This window comes from Isoptericola sp. NPDC056605 (genome assembly GCF_042792795.1).
GTDB lineage: Bacteria > Actinomycetota > Actinomycetes > Actinomycetales > Cellulomonadaceae > Isoptericola.
Map to the genome: position 1 here is coordinate 161,475 of NZ_JBHTVT010000005.1, position 16,247 is coordinate 177,721.

The 16,247-nt window shown below is 73.6% G+C and carries 16 protein-coding genes, 1 other RNA gene and 1 pseudogene; 16 read left to right on the forward strand and 2 right to left on the reverse strand.

Annotation, left to right across the window (positions count from 1 at the left end; genetic code table 11):
• The 6 genes from ACFQ8Y_RS07475 to ACFQ8Y_RS07500 all read left to right on the forward strand — a co-directional run bounded on the left by ACFQ8Y_RS07475 (position 1) and on the right by ACFQ8Y_RS07500 (position 3,731).
• Positions 1-405 (forward strand): VOC family protein, encoded by a 405-nt coding sequence (locus ACFQ8Y_RS07475; RefSeq protein ID WP_430585077.1) that lies wholly within the window; start codon positions 1-3, stop codon positions 403-405.
• The gene (locus tag ACFQ8Y_RS07480; protein ID WP_430585078.1) at positions 402-884 is read left to right on the forward strand and encodes a TadE family protein; all 483 of its coding nucleotides are present in this window, start codon (positions 402-404) and stop codon (positions 882-884) included. Before ACFQ8Y_RS07475 ends, ACFQ8Y_RS07480 begins: the two co-directional genes overlap by 4 nt.
• Positions 885-1,030: 146 nt before the next feature.
• Positions 1,031-1,435 (forward strand): pilus assembly protein, encoded by a 405-nt coding sequence (locus tag ACFQ8Y_RS07485; RefSeq protein WP_430585079.1) that lies wholly within the window; start codon positions 1,031-1,033, stop codon positions 1,433-1,435.
• Positions 1,436-1,476: 41 nt separating this feature from the next.
• On the forward strand, positions 1,477-1,899 hold the full coding sequence (locus ACFQ8Y_RS07490) for a hypothetical protein (protein WP_430585080.1): 423 nt from the start codon (positions 1,477-1,479) through the stop codon (positions 1,897-1,899).
• 96 nt (positions 1,900-1,995) lie between these two features.
• Complete coding sequence (locus tag ACFQ8Y_RS07495) at positions 1,996-2,439, forward strand: RrF2 family transcriptional regulator (RefSeq protein WP_430585081.1); 444 nt, start codon at positions 1,996-1,998, stop codon at positions 2,437-2,439.
• 77 nt (positions 2,440-2,516) lie between these two features.
• A complete protein-coding gene (locus ACFQ8Y_RS07500; protein ID WP_430585082.1) occupies positions 2,517-3,731 on the forward strand; it encodes a globin domain-containing protein in 1,215 nt (404 codons plus the stop codon).
• Between the two features lie 9 nt (positions 3,732-3,740).
• Here the strand turns inward: ACFQ8Y_RS07500 and ACFQ8Y_RS07505 are convergent, their stop codons facing one another.
• The gene (locus tag ACFQ8Y_RS07505) at positions 3,741-4,277 is read right to left on the reverse strand and encodes a putative glycolipid-binding domain-containing protein (protein ID WP_430549737.1); all 537 of its coding nucleotides are present in this window, start codon (positions 4,275-4,277) and stop codon (positions 3,741-3,743) included.
• Positions 4,278-4,381: 104 nt separating this feature from the next.
• Between ACFQ8Y_RS07505 and ACFQ8Y_RS07510 the strand changes: the two genes are divergently transcribed.
• The 8 genes and pseudogenes from ACFQ8Y_RS07510 (at position 4,382) to ACFQ8Y_RS07545 (ending at position 12,416) form a co-directional block, all read left to right on the forward strand.
• Positions 4,382-4,765, forward strand: coding sequence for an ankyrin repeat domain-containing protein (locus tag ACFQ8Y_RS07510; protein ID WP_430562671.1), 384 nt, complete (start codon positions 4,382-4,384; stop codon positions 4,763-4,765).
• Positions 4,766-4,835: 70 nt separating this feature from the next.
• Entirely contained in the window at positions 4,836-5,951 is a 1,116-nt protein-coding gene (gene prfB, locus ACFQ8Y_RS07515; protein WP_430549739.1) for a peptide chain release factor 2, read from the forward strand.
• Between the two features lie 208 nt (positions 5,952-6,159).
• A pseudogene (gene ftsE / locus ACFQ8Y_RS07520) lies at positions 6,160-6,837 on the forward strand (cell division ATP-binding protein FtsE); the annotation flags it as partial.
• 281 nt (positions 6,838-7,118) lie between these two features.
• A complete protein-coding gene (gene ftsX / locus ACFQ8Y_RS07525; RefSeq protein ID WP_430549740.1) occupies positions 7,119-8,030 on the forward strand; it encodes a permease-like cell division protein FtsX in 912 nt (303 codons plus the stop codon).
• 8 nt (positions 8,031-8,038) lie between these two features.
• On the forward strand, positions 8,039-9,502 hold the full coding sequence (locus tag ACFQ8Y_RS07530) for a peptidoglycan DD-metalloendopeptidase family protein (protein WP_430562670.1): 1,464 nt from the start codon (positions 8,039-8,041) through the stop codon (positions 9,500-9,502).
• A 102-nt stretch (positions 9,503-9,604) separates the two neighbouring features.
• Positions 9,605-10,105: an SsrA-binding protein SmpB gene (gene smpB, locus ACFQ8Y_RS07535; protein ID WP_429762444.1), complete on the forward strand. Its 501-nt coding sequence runs from the start codon at positions 9,605-9,607 to the stop codon at positions 10,103-10,105.
• A gap of 129 nt (positions 10,106-10,234) precedes the next feature.
• Positions 10,235-10,602, forward strand: a transfer-messenger RNA (tmRNA) gene (gene ssrA, locus ACFQ8Y_RS07540).
• A 101-nt stretch (positions 10,603-10,703) separates the two neighbouring features.
• Positions 10,704-12,416 carry a beta-N-acetylhexosaminidase gene (locus ACFQ8Y_RS07545; RefSeq protein WP_430585083.1) on the forward strand — a complete coding sequence of 571 codons (1,713 nt, stop codon included), beginning with the start codon at positions 10,704-10,706 and terminating at the stop codon, positions 12,414-12,416.
• Between the two features lie 17 nt (positions 12,417-12,433).
• Here the strand turns inward: ACFQ8Y_RS07545 and ACFQ8Y_RS07550 are convergent, their stop codons facing one another.
• Complete coding sequence (locus ACFQ8Y_RS07550) at positions 12,434-13,432, reverse strand: DUF4349 domain-containing protein (RefSeq protein ID WP_430562668.1); 999 nt, start codon at positions 13,430-13,432, stop codon at positions 12,434-12,436.
• 202 nt (positions 13,433-13,634) lie between these two features.
• Between ACFQ8Y_RS07550 and ACFQ8Y_RS07555 the strand changes: the two genes are divergently transcribed.
• Together ACFQ8Y_RS07555 and ACFQ8Y_RS07560 are read left to right on the forward strand one after the other, a co-directional pair.
• Entirely contained in the window at positions 13,635-14,786 is a 1,152-nt protein-coding gene (locus ACFQ8Y_RS07555) for an ROK family protein (protein ID WP_430549744.1), read from the forward strand.
• Between the two features lie 85 nt (positions 14,787-14,871).
• Positions 14,872-16,221 carry an extracellular solute-binding protein gene (locus ACFQ8Y_RS07560; protein ID WP_430585084.1) on the forward strand — a complete coding sequence of 450 codons (1,350 nt, stop codon included), beginning with the start codon at positions 14,872-14,874 and terminating at the stop codon, positions 16,219-16,221.
• Positions 16,222-16,247: the final 26 nt, after the last annotated feature.

Here is a 16,247-nt window from a genome sequence, read left to right on the forward strand (position 1 = left end):
ATGGCCATCGGCAGGCTGCACCACCTGGTGATCGACTGCCCGGACCCGCGGGGCCTCGCGGAGTTCTGGTCGGCCGTGCTCGGCCAGGACGTGACGTACGCGGACGACGACTTCGTCGTGGTGGCGCGCAGCGACCGGCACTCCGGCCTCGCGTTCCAGCGCGCCCCCGACCATCAGGCACCGGACTGGGGCGACCCGGCACGGCCGCAGCAGATGCACCTGGACGTCATGGTCGACGACGTGGCGGAGGCCCACGCGCGCGTACTGGCGCTCGGCGCCCGCCGGTTGACCGCCGCGGCGCCGGGCTCGGGGGAGGGCGACGTGTACGCCGACCCTGCCGGCCACCCGTTCTGCCTCGTCCCGCGGCCCGGCTGGGCGCCGCCGGTCGAGGCGGGCCGGGCGTGACGGGACCGGCCGGGCCTGTCCAGACCGGGCCTGTCCAGACCGGGCCCGTCCAGACCGGGTCTGTCCAGGTCGGGCCTGTCCAGGTCGGGTCGGCCTCGACCGGACGGCGGGACGGCGAGCGGGGGTCCGCCGTCGCGGAGTTCGTCATGGTGTCCGCGCTGGTGATCGCGCTGTTCCTCGCCGTGGTGCAGGTCGCGCTGGCGATGCACGTGCGCGCGCTGGCGATCGACGCCGCCGCGGAGGGTGCCCGCGTGGCGGCCCGTGCCGACCGGGACCTGGCGAGCGGCGCCACCCGGACGCAGGAGCTGCTGACCGCCGCGCTGGGGTCCCGGTACGCCGACGACGTCTCGGTGCGCCGCACCGTGCAGGACGGCCTCGAGGTCGTCGAGGTGACGGTGCAGGTGCCGCTACCGGTGGTCGGGCTGATCGGGCCGTCCGGGATGCTCACGCTCCAGGGCCACGCGCTGGAGGAGGCGTGAGAGCGTGCGCTGCGCAGCCGCGCGGACCTCGGGCGGCGCAGGGAGCAGCCCGGAGGACACCCGACCCCGCGGCGCCCGACCAAGAGGCTTCGGACCCCGAGGCACCGGACCCCGAGGCACCGGACCCCGAGGCCGGCTCCGCACTGGTGGAGTTCCTCGGCACGGCGGTGCTGCTCCTGGTGCCGCTGGTGTATTTGGTGCTCACGGTCGCGCAGGTGCAGGCCGGGGCGTTCGCCGTCGAGGGCGCGGCGCGGGAGGCGGGCCGGGCGATGGTGACGGCCGACTCCTCCGAGGCGGGCGCGGGGCGGGCCCGCGCGGCGGCCGGGATCGCGTTCGGGGACCAGGGGTTCGCCGTCGCCGACGGCTCGGTGTCCCTGGAGTGCTCGTCCGACCCGTGCCTCACGCCCGGCGCGACGGTGGGGGTCCGGACGCGGCTGGCGGTGCCGCTGCCGTTCGTGCCCGAGGCGCTGCGTGGCTGGCTGCCGCTGGAGATCCCGGTCACCGCGACGCACGTCGCGACGGTGGACGAGTACGGGACGGCGCGGTCGTGAGCCGGGGCGGGCCCGAGGGCGATCCCGAGGACGGGCGGATCATGCTGCTCACGGCCGGTGTGGTGGCGGTAGCGCTGATGCTGGTCGGCATGGTGGCGTCGGCGACGGCCGTGCACCTCGACCGCAAGCACCTGTACGACCTCGCGGACGCCGTCGCGGCCGACGCGGCGGACGCCGTGCCCCCGGAGCGGTTCTACGACGGGACGGCCTCGTCGCCGGGGGAGGCCGTGCTGACGCTCACCGACGCCGACGTCGAGGCGTCGGTGCGCGACTACCTCGCCGCGCACCCGGGGGAGTCGGAGGGGCTCGACCACCTGCGCCTGGTGGAGGCGACCTCGCCGGACGGGCGGACGGCGCAGGTCGGTCTGGCGGCCACGTCGCGCCCGCCGCTGCTGCGGTGGTTCACGGATGCGTTCGGCGGCGGGTTCACCGTCGCCGCGACGTCGTCGGCGCGCGCGGGCTGAGCCCCGCGGGAGGCTCGCGGGATCCGGGTGGGCAGGTGTGGAACTTCCCAACCGTCAAAGGCGCATCCAGGATGCCGATTTGGCTAGCCTGCGGGTGTGCAGCTCACCGCGTTCACCGACCTCGGCCTGAGGATCGTCATGCGCCTCGCCGTGCTCGACGCCGAGCAGACGGCCACCACCCGCGTGCTCGCCGAGCAGCTGAACGTGCCCGCGACGCACGCGGCGAAGGTGGTCACGAGGCTGGGGCACCTCGGCGTCGTCGAGGCCCGCCGCGGCCGGGCCGGCGGGCTGCGCCTCGCGGACGGCGCCCGCGACCTGTCCGTCGGGTTCGTCGCGCGCGCCCTCGAGGGCGACGGCGAGGTCGTCGAGTGCGAGGGCGCGAACCCCTGCCCGTTGCGCGGCGGCTGCCGGCTGCGCGGGGCGCTCGCCCGCGCCCGCGAGGCCTTCTTCGCGGCCCTGGACCCGGTGACGATCGCCGACGTCTCCGCCGCGCCCACCCGGGACCTGCTGCTCACCATCGGTGCGCGCCCGCCCGGCTGACGTCCGCGCCGGGCGCCCCCACGAGGCGCACCCACCAGGCGCGGAGATCCCCGAAGGAAGAGACAGGAGAGTCACCCATGCTCACCCCCGAGTCCGCCGCCGTCGTCCGCGCCACGCTGCCCGCCATCGGCGGCGCGATCGGCGACATCACGCCGATCTTCTACCGGCGCATGTTCGCCGCGCACCCCGAGCTGGAGCGCGACCTGTTCAACCGCGGCAACCAGGCCCGCGGCGACCAGCAGCGGGCGCTCGCCGGGGCCATCGCGGCCTACGCGACCCTCCTCGTCGAAGGCGGCCCGGACCCGCGCGCCGTCCTGGCCCGCATCGCGCACAAGCACGCCTCGCTCGGGATCCTCCCGGAGCAGTACCCGATCGTGCACGAGCACCTGTTCGCCGCCATCGTCGAGGTGCTCGGCGACGCCGTCACGCCCGAGGTCGCCGCGGCGTGGGACGAGGTCTACTGGGACATGGCCGACGCGCTCGTCGAGATCGAGCTCGGCCTCTACGCCGAGGCAGGGGTGGCGCCCGGCGACGTGTGGCGCACCGCCTACGTGCGCCGGCGGGTGCAGGAGTCGCCCGACACGATCTCGCTCGAGCTCGTCTCCTCGGACGGCGCCCCGCTCCCCGCCGCGCGACCCGGGCAGTACGTCTCGGTCGCCGTCACCCTGCCCGACGGCGCGCGGCAGATCCGGCAGTACAGCCTCACGGGCGCCGGTGCGCCCGGCGCGTGGGCCGTCTCGGTGAAGGCGATCCTCGCCGGCGCCGTCCCGGGCGGCGTCACGCCCGCGGGCGAGGTCTCCAACCACCTGCACGACAACGTGTTCGAGGGCGACGCCCTCGAGGTCTCCTCCCCGTTCGGTGAGCTCGCCCTGGTCGAGGGGGAGAACCCGCTGGTTCTGGTCTCGGCGGGGATCGGCATCACGCCGATGATCGGCTTCCTGCACCACCTGCGCGACGTCGGCACCTCGCGCCGCGTCGTGGTGCTGCACGCCGACCGGTCGCCGTCGCGCCACGCGCACCGCGCGGAGCTCCGCGCGCTCGTCGACGACCTCCCGACGGCCGAGCTGCACCGCTGGTACGAGGACCTCGGGACCCGTCCGGTGCAGGACCGGCTGCGCTCGGGGTACATCGACCTGGATGGCGTCGACGTCCCGCACGACGCCGACGCCTACCTCTGCGGCCCGGCGCCCTTCATGGCGGTGGTCCAGTCGGCCCTGCTCGGCCGCGGCGTCACCGCCGACCGCATCCACCACGAGGTCTTCGGCCCCGGCCGGGAGATCGCCGCCGCCTGACCGGTCCGCTCATCCGTCGTCGGCGAGGCGGGTGAACAGGCCCGGGTAGTCCACGACGAGGCCGTCGGCGTCGACGGAGATCTCGCGGTGGAAGTCGCCGTCGCGGGACTCGTAGACGTACCGGTCGGTGTCGAGCCGGGTGTACCGCTGCGGGTCGGGCGAGACCTCGAAGGTGTCCCCGTCGACGTACGCCGTGACGATGTCGGCCGCCGTCCCGACCGCGAGGTCGAGGCGGCGGATCGGCAGCGTGTTCGTGAACGGGCTGAACGAGAGGTCCACGTCCACGGCGTCGGCCAGGTCGGTCCGGGCGGCGCCGTCGACCCACCAGGAGCCGTCGTCGTCCCGGCCGAGGTCGAGCTGGCGGCGGTCCGACGAGCGCAGCCGCAGGCCCCGGAAGGTCCAGGTGGCGTCGAGCTCCATCGCGTACTCGAGCCGCACGGGCCCGAGGTCCACGACGGACCGGGCGCGGAGCCGGTCGTCGCGGGGGAGCAGGTCGAGGTGCTCGACGCCGCCGGACCCGAGCCGCCGCCACCGGTACGTCGCCATCCCCGCCCGCCTCCGTGCTCCGTCGTGGCGCGGACCCCGTGCACGGGGTCCGCTCGGTCCAGGATCGACCCGGACCGCCGTCCCCGCCCGGTAGATTCGCGCGCATGACCGACGACAACCCGCCCGTCGACAAGCTGCCGGTCGACCTCGACCAGATGTTCGACCTCGCCCGCGCGGGCGCCGACCTGCTGCTGGAGTTCGTCGACGCCGGCGTCCCGGCCGACCACGCCGACGCCGCGGGCAACACGCTGCTCATGCTGGCGGCGTACCACGGGCACGCCGGCCTGGTACGCGGCCTCGCCGAGCGCGGCGCCGACGTCGACCGCGTCAACGGGCGCGGCCAGTCGCCCCTCGCGGGCGCGGTCTTCAAGGGCTCCGACGACGTCGTCGCGGCGCTCCTCGCCGCCGGCGCCGACCCCGACGCGGGGACGCCCAGCGCCCGGGACACCGCGCAGATGTTCGGCCGCGCGCTGCCCGAGCGGGGCTGACTCCGGCCGCGGGCAGCCCGCCGACGTCGTCGGGCGGGACAGGGCCGCGTGGCGGGTAACCTTGAGGATCGTGGCCACCATCGACTTCCCCGCAGAGATCAAGGCGCTCCGCGCCACCCTCGACTCCATCGAGGCCGTGAGCGACCCCACGGTGCTGCAGGCGAAGATCGACGACCTCACGGAGCAGGCCTCGGCCCCCGACCTGTGGGACGACCCGGAGAAGGCCCAGAAGGTCACCTCCGCGCTGTCCACCGCGCAGGCCGAGCTGCAGCGCGTCGAGAAGCTCGGGCGTCGCATCGACGACGTCGAGACGCTCGTCGAGCTCGGTCAGGAGATGGAGGACGAGGACTCGCTGACCGAGGCCGAGGCCGAGGTCGCGGCGATCCGCAAGGACCTCGACGCCCTCGAGGTGCGCACCCTGCTGTCCGGCGAGTACGACGCCCGGGACGCCGTCGTCACGATCCGCGCGGGCGCCGGCGGCGTCGACGCGGCGGACTTCGCCGAGATGCTGATGCGCATGTACCTGCGCTGGGCCGAGCGGCACGGCTACTCGACGAAGGTGATGGACACCTCGTACGCGGAGGAGGCCGGGCTGAAGTCGGCCACCTTCGAGGTGAACGCGCCGTACGCCTTCGGCAACCTGTCCGTCGAGGCCGGCACGCACCGCCTGGTGCGCATCTCGCCCTTCGACAACCAGGGCCGCCGCCAGACGTCGTTCGCCGCGGTCGAGGTGGTGCCGCTCATCGAGCAGACCGACTCGATCGAGATCCCCGAGTCCGACCTCAAGATCGACGTCTTCCGGTCCTCCGGCCCGGGTGGCCAGTCCGTGAACACGACGGACTCCGCCGTGCGCATGACCCACCTCCCCACCGGCACGGTCGTGTCGATGCAGAACGAGAAGTCGCAGATCCAGAACCGCGCCGCGGCGCTGCGCGTCATGCAGTCCCGCCTGCTGCTCATCCGGCAGCAGGAGGAGGCGGCGAAGAAGAAGGAGCTCGCCGGCGACATCAAGGCGAGCTGGGGCGACCAGATGCGCTCCTACGTGCTGCAGCCCTACCAGATGGTCAAGGACCTGCGCACCGAGCACGAGTCCGGGAACACGCAGGCCGTGTTCGACGGCGCCATCGACGACTTCATCGAGGCCGGGATCCGCTGGCGCCGCTCGGGCGGCGCCGACGCCGCCTGACGCGCTCCCCGCGGCCGACGACGCCGCCCGGACGCCTTGAACGGGTGCCCCGGGCGTCATCCCTGACCCGCGACACACCGGCGTGTCCTTCGCGCCACCCTCCCCGCCGGGTGCGACTCTCGGGAATCGGGCGGCCCCGGCCCAGGCGCGACCTTACGTCGCGCCCGCTCCGGTGCCGCACGGTCGACTGGCAGGGGAGAGGCACGTCGTGATCCGGTTCGAGAACGTCTCGAAGGTCTACGCCCGAGGGGCACGGCCCGCGCTCGACGACGTCTCCGTCGACGTCTCGCGCGGGGAGTTCGTCTTCCTCGTGGGCGCGTCCGGCTCGGGCAAGAGCACGTTCCTGCGGCTCGTGCTGCGCGAGGAACGGCCCACGGGCGGCACCGTGTACGTCGCGGGCCGCGACCTGTCCCGGCTCTCGAGCTGGAAGGTGCCCTCCCTGAGGCGCAGCATCGGCGTCGTCTTCCAGGACTTCCGCCTGCTGCCCGGCAAGACGGTCTACGAGAACGTGGCGTTCGCCCTCCAGGTGATCGGCAAGCCGCGGCACACGATCCGCACCACGGTGCCCGAGGTGCTGGAGATGGTGGGCCTGGACGGCAAGGAGAAGCGGCTCCCGCACGAGCTGTCCGGCGGCGAGCAGCAGCGCGTCGCGATCGCGCGGGCGTTCGTCAACCGGCCCCAGATCCTGCTGGCGGACGAGCCGACCGGCAACCTCGACCCCACCACGTCGCTGGGCATCATGCGGCTGCTCGACCGGATCAACCGCACGGGCACGACCGTGGTCATGGCCACGCACGACGACGAGATCGTCAACGAGATGCGCAAGCGCGTCGTCGAGCTGTCGACCGGGTCGGTGGTGCGCGACGAGGTCGACGCGGTCTACGGCGAGCGGGAGTCGATCCTGCCGCAGGTGGGGCAGACGCCGGTGCTGGACGCCCCGGGTCGCGGCGAGCGGGCGGTGCAGCGGGTGCAGGTCTCGCCCGAGCCGGCGGACCTCGAGGCCGAGCGGGCCGCCGAGGCGGCGGCCGCGAGGGCGGCCGCCCAGGAGCCCGAGGCGCCGGCCGCTCAGCCGCTGGTCCCGGAGCCGGCGGGCGCGTCCGCGGACGAGGTGGTGCAGCAGGTGCTGCGCGAGCACGAGCGCGTGCGCGCGGGACGGGAGGCCTGAGGGTGCGGCTCCAGTTCGTCCTCACCGAGGTCCTCCAGGGCCTGCGACGCAACCTGTCGATGGTGATCTCGGTCGTCCTCGTGACGTTCGTGTCCCTGACCTTCGTCGGCGCGGCGGCGCTGCTGCAGACACAGGTCACCAAGCTCAAGGGGGACTGGTACGACCTCGTCGAGGTGTCCGTCTTCCTCTGCCCGGACGGCTCCACCGCGCCGACGTGCGCCGACGGCGAGGCCACCAAGGAGCAGGTCGCCGGGCTCGAGGAGCTCATCGACACCGAGCTGTCCGACGTCGTCGCCGCCACCTACTTCGAGAGCAAGGCGGACGCGTTCGAGGCGTTCACGCAGCTCTACCCGGACGGCTACCAGGGCACCCAGCTCACCGAGGACGACATGCAGGCGTCGTTCCGGCTCAAGCTCGTGGACCCCGAGCAGTACCAGGTGGTCGACGACGTCCTCGAGGGCCGCGCGGGCGTCGAGGTCGTGGAGGACCAGCGCGAGGTGTTCGAGCCGTTGTTCCTCGCGCTCGGGCGGGCGTCGCTGCTGGCCGCGGGGCTCGCGGGCGTGATGCTCCTCGCGGCGGTGCTGCTCATCACGACGACGATCCGGCTCTCGGCCGTGTCGCGACGTCGTGAGACGGGCATCATGCGCCTGGTCGGCGCGTCGAACCTGTTCGTGCAGCTGCCGTTCATGCTGGAGGGCGCGATCGCCGCGCTGGTGGGCGCGCTGCTCGCCGTGGGCGGGCTCTGGCTCGCCGTGCAGTACCTGGTGACGGACTGGCTGCAGGACTCCGTCGACTGGGTGGCCTACGTGGACGTGGGCGACGTCCTGATCGTCGCGCCGCTGCTCATCGGGATCGCCGTGCTCCTGGCGGTGGTGTCGTCCGTGGTGACGCTCAACCGGTACACGAGGGTGTGAGATCGCAGATGACGACCCTGAGGATGTCCCCCGGCGTCGGCCGGCGCGCGCTCGGCGGGCTCGTGGCCGCCGTCCTGGTGCTGGGCGGCGCGACGACGTCGGCGACCGTGTCCGCCGGGGTGTCGGCACGCACGGCGGCCGCGGACGACATCGACGACCAGCGGGCCGCCGCGGAGGCGAAGCAGCGCGCGAAGGAGCGCGAGCGCGACGGCCTGCAGGAGGAGCTCGAGGACACCAACGCCAAGTACCGCCAGGCGGTGCTGGACCTCAACGAGGTCGAGGGCCGGCTCCCGGTGGCGCAGGCCGAGCTCGCGGCCGCCGAGGCGGCGCTCGAGGAGGCGCGGCGCAAGGCCGCGATCCTCGCGCAGCGGTTGTCCGACGCCGAGGCCGAGGAGGCCGCCGTCGCCGGACAGATCGAGGCCGGCAAGGGCAAGGTCGACGCGGCGCGCGCCGACGTCGTGCAGATGGCGCGCCAGGCGTACCGCAACGGGGACGACACGAGCACCCTCGGCATCGTCACCGGAGCGCAGTCCACCGAGGACTTCCTCGAGGAGTTCGCGGTGTCGTCGTCGGCGGCGCGCAGCCAGGCGCGCACCCTGACCGACCTGCAGGACGCCGAGGCGGTGGCCCGCAACCAGCAGGCGCGCCTCGACGCCATCCGGTCCGCGATCGAGGATCTCAAGCGCGAGGCCGACGCCAACGTGGTGGCCGCGGAGAAGGCTCAGCGGCAGGCGGCGGACCGCAAGGCCGAGGTCGAGCGCCTCATCTCCAAGCAGCGCAAGCTCAAGGCGTCGATCGAGGCGCAGAAGGCGAACGCCCTCGAGGAGCTCAAGGCGAACGAGCAGGCGCAGCAGAGCCTCGAGGCGCAGCTCAAGGACATCATCGCCAAGCAGAAGGCCCGCGACGCCAGGCTCGCCGAGGAGCGTCGCAAGGCCGAGGAGGCGGAGCGCAAGAGGCAGGCGGCCGCCGAGCGGCGGAGCAACAGCGGCGGCGGTGGGGGCGGCGGCTCCAGCAGCGGCGGCGGCTCCGGCGGAGGCGGCGGTGGCGGCGGTGGCTCGTCGTCGTCCGGCCCGTTCCTCGGCTGGCCGACGAACTACCACGTCGTCACCAGCTCCTACGGGATGCGTTTCCACCCGACCCTGCACTACTGGCGGCTGCACGCCGGCACGGACATCCGCACGTACTGCGGCACGCCGATCTACGCGGCGCAGAGCGGGTACGTCGAGCAGGCGCACTACACGTCCGGCGGCGGCAACAACGTGCTCATCAACCACGGCGCGTACAAGGGCCGCAACGTGATGTCCCGCTACCTGCACCTGACGTACGACACCGTGAGCGTGGGCGAGAAGGTCAGCAAGGGCGAGATCATCGGCTACTCCGGGTCGACCGGGACCTCGGCCGCGTGCCACCTGCACTTCGAGGTCTACGTCAACGGCAGCACCACGGACCCGATGGGCGGTTGGCTGAACTGACACCCCGGGTGTGTTCGCAGGGCGCGGAAAAGCCCTGGCCGTGACGGGGGGCTCCCGTATCCTGGGTCGTCGCGAGACCGCGCGAACCGGGAGGAGGAGACCATGTCCAACAAGGCCAAGGGCGCCAAGAAGAAGCAGGGCGACCCGCGCACGATCGTGGCGAACAACAAGAAGGCCCGCCACGACTACGTGATCGAGGACGTGGTCGAGGCCGGGATCGTGCTGTCCGGCACCGAGGTCAAGGCGCTGCGCATGGGGCGCGCGTCGCTGCTCGACGGGTACGCGGCGATCGACAACGGCGAGGCCTGGCTCGAGAACGTGCACATCCCCGAGTACTTCCAGGGCACCTGGAACAACCACGCCCCGCGGCGCAAGCGCAAGCTGCTGCTGCACCGCGAGGAGATCGACCGGCTGGGCGTGAAGTCCCGGGAGAAGGGGCACACCCTCGTCCCGCTGAGCCTGTACTTCCTGGACGGGCGCGCCAAGGTCGAGATCGCGCTGGCGCGCGGCAAGAAGGAGTACGACAAGCGGCAGACGCTGCGCGAGCAGCAGGACATGCGCGAGGCGCAGCGCGCCATCCGGCACCAGGAGCTGCTGGGCTGAGGCGTCCCCGTCCCGGCGCGGCCTGCGGAAATAAGGGCGCGCCCGCGGTGGTTGATCCACTAGACTGGACGACGTCGGCACGGGTTCCCGTGGCCGGCGGGGTCGGCAGACCCGGTTGACAAATGCACAGGGGCTGATCGGTTTCGACGGTGGTCGTGCTTCGAGGAGAAGCGGGCCGAGGATGCAGGCTCATCTCGTGAACGCTTGCCTGCAAACCTATAGGTGCCGATAACAAGCGCACCGACTTCGCCCTCGCCGCCTGAGCGAGCTCCGAAGTCCGTGAGCCCGGGATTGCTCTCGACCCGGTAGCTCACGTCATCTAGAGAGCCACTGCTCGTCGCCCTCGTCACCGGGGCGGCGGGGACACCTAGGTGACTGGGCCCGTCCGCACCTTGTCTGCGTGAGTGCGGGGGCCGAGAAAATCACAGCAGACTGCGCCCGGAGAAGTCCTCGAATAGCGCCACCGGACCCGGGTTCGATTCCCGGCAGCTCCACCCCTGCGAAGGCGGGCCACCCTCGGTGGCCCGCCTTTCGTGCGTCCCGGCCCGAGCGGAGAGGCCCATTGCTTCGGAGCCCGAACATTTTCTAGGGTGGCCGGATGCCGTACGCCGCCGACGTCGTCCCTGCCCCTGTGTCCCTCCGCGCCGACGGAGAGGTGCTCGCCCTGCGCGACGGTGCCCGGGTCGCCGCCGACCCGGACCTGCGCGCCGCCGCCCGGTGGTGGAGGCGGGTCAGCGAGGACGCGTTCGGGCTCGATCTCGTGCCGGTCGGACGCGGCGCTGCGGACGACGAGGACGCCGACGTGACCTTCGCGCTGGACCGGCTCGTCCCCGCCGGGGGCTACCGGCTGGCCGTCACCGACGGCGGCGGTCGCGCGGTCGTCCACGTCGCCGCGGGTGACGCCGCGGGAGCGCACGCGGCCGCGCAGACGCTGCGGCAGATGGCCGGCCCGCAGGCGTTCCGCCGCGCCGGTCACGCGCCGCTCGCGCTGCCGGTCGTGACCGTCGACGACGCCCCGCGGTTCGGCTGGCGCGGCGTGCTGCTCGACGTGGCCCGGCACTTCCTGCCGAAGGCGGACGTGCTGCGGTTCGTCGACCTCGCCGCCGCCCACCACCTCAACGTGCTGCAGCTCCACCTCACCGACGACCAGGGCTGGCGGATCGAGCTGGAGCGGTACCCGCGGCTCACGGAGGTCGGGTCGTGGCGGCGCGAGTCCGGCGTCGGGACCTGGCGCGCCGAGCGGTACGACGGGCGCCCGCACGGCGGCTACTACACGCGCGACGACCTGCGGGAGATCGTGGCCTACGCGCGCGAGCGCGGCGTCACCGTGGTGCCCGAGATCGGCTCGCCCGGCCACGTCCAGGCTCTGCTCACCGCCTACCCGGAGCTGGCCGCGCGCCCCGGCGCGCACGAGGTGCGCACCACCTGGGGCATCAGCGAGGACGTGATCGACCCGTCGGACGCCGCGGTCGACTTCTTCACGGGGGTCCTGGACGAGGTGATCGAGGTCTTCGACGCGCCGTTCGTCTCGCTCGGCGGGGACGAGGTGCCCACGACGGCGTGGCGCGAGCGTCCCGACATCGTGGCGCGTGCCGCCGCGCTCGGCCTGGTCGGCCCCGACGGGGAGGGCGACGTGGCGCGCCTGCACGGGTGGTTCCTCGCGCGGCTCGCCGAGCACCTGCGCTCGAAGGGCCGCCGCGCCGTCGTGTGGGACGAGGCCTTCGGGCCCGATCTGCCGCGGGACGTCGTCGTCACCTGCTGGCGGGGGCACGCCGTGGCGGCGGACGCCCTCGCGGCCGGGCACGACGTCGTCATGGCCCCCGAGCAGGAGGTGTACCTCGACCACCGCGCCGCCGAGGGCGACGACGAGCCCGTGCCCGTGGGCTTCGTTCGCACGGTCGCCGACGTGCGGGCGTTCGAGCCCCTGCCGGCCGGGCTGCTGGAGGCGCGACCCGAGCTGGCCGGCGACCTGCCGGGCACGGTGCTGGGGGCCCAGGCGCAGGTCTGGAGCGAGCACCTCGACTCGGCGCGCCGGGTCGACTACGCGGCCTTCCCGCGCCTCGTCGCGTTCGCGGAGGCGGTGTGGAACCCCGCGGCTCCGGGGTTCGAGGAGCGTCTGCGGGGCGGTCACCTCGCCCGCCTCGACGCCGCGGGCGTCGAGTACCGTCCGCTCGACGGGCCGCGGCCCTGGCAGCGCCGCCCGGGGGTCGCGGGGTGGCCTCGCGATCTCGCCGCCGAGCGCGCGAGCGCCGGCTGGGCCGGGATGGGCGGCTGGGTCGAGGGGCGTGACGGCGCGGAGCCGGGGGAGTAGCGGCGAGGGCCGACCGGTCAGCGGCCGGCCGGCACCGGCTCGGGGGCCTCGTCGGGCGCGGCGGGGCGCGGGGCGTCCGGGCCGTCGGCGTCGTCGTCCGGGCCGTCCGAGGGGTCGTCGCCCGCGCCCGGGCGGGCGCGCCCCCGCAGCCAGCGGTAGCCGAGGTAGCCGAGCCCGCCCAGCGCGAGCCACGGGAGCAGCACGCCCAGCACGAGCACGACCGTCTGGATCGTCGTGACGAGGGCGCCCCAGCCCGAGGCGAGGCCTCCGAGGAACCCACCGCGCGACTGCGCGGCGGCGACGGGCTCGGGCACGATCTCGACGTCGAGCGTCGACATCGCCACCTGGTCGGATAGGCGCTGGCGCTGCGCGGTGAGCGCGTCGAGGTCGGCCTGGCGTTCGGACAGCTCCTGCTCCACCTGGAGCAGGTCCTCCGTGCTGCCGGCGGCCTTCATGAGGTCGCGCAGCCGGTCCGTCGACGTGGTCAGCGCGGCGATGCGGGCGTCGAGGTCCTGCCCCTCGCCGGTGACGTCGGTGCTGTCCATGTCGACGCTCTCGACCGTGCCCAGCGTGTCCAGGGCCTCGACGGCGCCGGTCATCCGGTCGGAGGGCAGCCGCACGGTCAGCGACGCCGACCCCGCCGAGTCGTCGGTGGCAGCCGTCTCGGAGCGTCGCTCGACGCGACCGCCGGCCTGCTCGACCAGCCGCGCGAGCTTCGTCGCGGCCGCCGCGGGGTCGTCGGCGACGACGGTCGCGCGGCCGGTGGTGACGATCTCGCGCGCCGCGGCTGCGCCGGGCTCCGCGGCGCTCTCCGCGACGGAGGATCCGTCCGCCGCCTGCTCGGCGCTGCCGACGTCCGCGGCCGCGCCGGCGCTGTCGGCCTCCACCGCGGAGGACCCACCGCCCGAGTCGGCCCCGCCCGAGGAGCACGCCGTGACGACCAGCAGGAGCGTCGCCGCCAGAGCCGTGCGGAGCGGTGCACGGCGGGTCCGGGCCTGGCGCGGGGTGGCGGGCATGGCTCAGAGCGTAGGGGGCGGCGGGTTCGCGCCCGGCCCGCTCCGCACGATCGTGACCCGACCGTGCCGAGACCGTGACCTAGGGCGATGTCGTCCGGTCGCCGATCCGCCGCCGTCGGCGCGTCACGATCCGATCACGCCTTCCCGTGGGCGGGGGATCGCGGATTGACAGAGGGCTAGTTAAGACGCTGTACTAACAAACATGTCCACGCCGACGACGCGCACAGCACGACGAGGTCTGGGTGCCGGCCTGCGAGCCACCTCCAAGGTGCTCCCCGAGCACGCCCGGGCGCACAACCGCTCCCTGGTGCTCCAGCACCTGTTCCACGAGGGGCCGACCTCCAGGGCCGACCTGGCCCGGGCCACCTCCCTGACCCGCGTGACCATCTCCGATCTGGTGAACGTCCTCCTCGCCGAGGGGCTCGTCGAGGAGCTGGGCGTGCAGCCCGGCCGGCGGGTCGGCAAGCCCGCGATCCTCGTGGGGATGCGGACCGACGCCTACCAGATCGTGGCGGTCGACCTGTCGGACGACGCCGTCATGCGCGGCGCGGTCATGACCCTCACGGGCGAGGCCGTCGTGCGCCGCTCCCTGCCGGTGGCCGGGCACGTCGGCGACACGCTCGTGGACCTGCTCACGCGCTTCGCGCGCACCCTGATCTCCGCCGCGACCCGCCCCGTCATCGGCGTGGGCGTCGGCTCGCCCGGCGTCGTGGACGACTCCGGCCGCGTCGTCGAGGCGCCCAACCGGCAGTGGACCGACCTGCCGCTTGCCGCGATCCTCACCGACCGGCTGGCCCTGCCGGTGCACGTGGCCAACGACGCGAACTCCGCCGCCCTCGGCGAGTACACCTACGGCGGCGCCTCCGACTCCATGCTCGTGCTGACGGTCGGGCAGGGCGTGGGAGCCGGGGTGATGGTCGACGGCTCGCGGGTGCACGGCTCCGCCGACGCGGCGGGCGAGCTCGGGCACGTCACGGTCGTGGACGACGGCGAGCTCTGCGCCTGCGGCCGTCACGGCTGCCTGGAGACCGTGCTCGCCGCCCCGGCGCTTCGCCGCGCCGTCGCGGGGCTGGACCCTGCCGCCGCGGACGAGGCGCTCGCCGGCGTGGGCCGCACCCTCGGCGTCGCCCTCGCGCCCGTCGTGGGCGCCCTGAACCTCGGCGAGGTGCTGCTCAGCGGCCCCGCCGACCTGCTCGACGGCGCGCTGCGCACCGCCGCCCTGCAGACCCTGACGGACCGCACGATGCCGGCCACGGCCGCCGGGCTGCGGTTGCGGATGGCCACGCTCGACGAGGACGTCGTCCTCGCCGGTGCGGCCGTCCTGGTGCTGGCCGCCCAGCTCGGCGTCTCCTGACCCCGACGAAGGACCTGCACCCGCGGCGCCGTCCCCGGCGCCGCGGTGCTCGGATCGACCCCAGAAAGATCGAGAGGAATCCCCAGTGAAGAGGACCCGTGTGGTCGCCACCGGCGTGGCGACGAGCCTGACCCTGGCGCTCGCGCTCGCCGCGTGCGCGCCCGCCGACGACGAGGGGACCGGCGAGACCGGCGGCACCCCCGAGGCCGGCGACATCACCCTGTGGCTCGCCGGTGCCGACACCAACGACGACCTGCGCAAGTACCTGGTCGACACGTTCGCCGAGGAGAACCCCGGCTCGACGCTGACGATCGAGGAGCAGGACTGGACCGACCTGGTCACCAAGCTCACGACCGCGCTGCCCGACGCCGCGAACACCCCGGACGTCGTGGAGATCGGCAACACGCAGGCGCCGACGTTCACCTACGCGGGCGCGTTCCGCGAGATCTCGCCGGAGCTGTACGACGAGCTGGGCGGCGACAAGCTGCTGCAGTCGTTCGTCGACGCGGGCTCGATCGACGAGGCCAAGTACGCGCTGCCCTACTACTACGGCTCGCGCTACATGTTCTACCGCAAGGACATCTGGCAGAAGGCCGGCCTCGAGGTGCCCAAGACGCTGGAGGAGTTCGGCGACTCCGTCAAGGAGCTCACCTCCAAGAAGCAGTCCGGGTTCGCGATGGGCGGGCAGGACTGGCGCAACGGCATCTCCTGGGTCTTCGCGAACGACGGCGAGCTCGCCGTCAAGGACGGCGACCAGTGGACCTCCACGCTGTCCGACCCGAACACGGTCAAGGGCCTCGAGCAGTGGCAGGACGTCTTCGAGAACGCGTCGAACCTGCCGGCGACGGCCAAGGACGAGGCGTACTGGGACTTCATCAACGACGGCACCGACGGCGAGGCGCCCGAGGGCGCGACCATCATGGCGCCGGGCTGGGCCCGCTGGTCCATCGGCGACCTGACGAAGGGTGACGACGGCAAGGAGGTGCGCGACGGCATGGCGGACGACAAGAAGTTCGACATCTTCGCGCTGCCGGGCGTCGACGGCGGCGTGGCCCCGGTCTTCGCCGGTGGCTCGAACGTCGCGGTGTCCGCGAAGTCGCAGCACCCCGAGCTCTCGGAGAACCTGCTGCGGATCATCTACTCGGACGAGTACCAGACGATGCTCGCCAAGGCGGGCCTGGGGCCGGCCAACACGGACTTCAACAAGCTCATGACCGTGGACGCCGACGGCAACCCGGACAAGTTCGGCGAGGTCACCGTGGAGACCGCCGAGGCGTCGAAGCTCACCCCCGCCGCACCCGGCTGGGCCGCCGTGGAGGGCGCCTCGGTCTACGAGGAGCTCTTCCAGAAGATCGCCGAGGGCGGTGACGTGACGGCACTCGCCAAGCAGTACGACGAGAAGCTCACGCCGATGCTCAACGGCCAGGCGGGCTGACCCCCCTTCAGCCCCCACCCCTGACG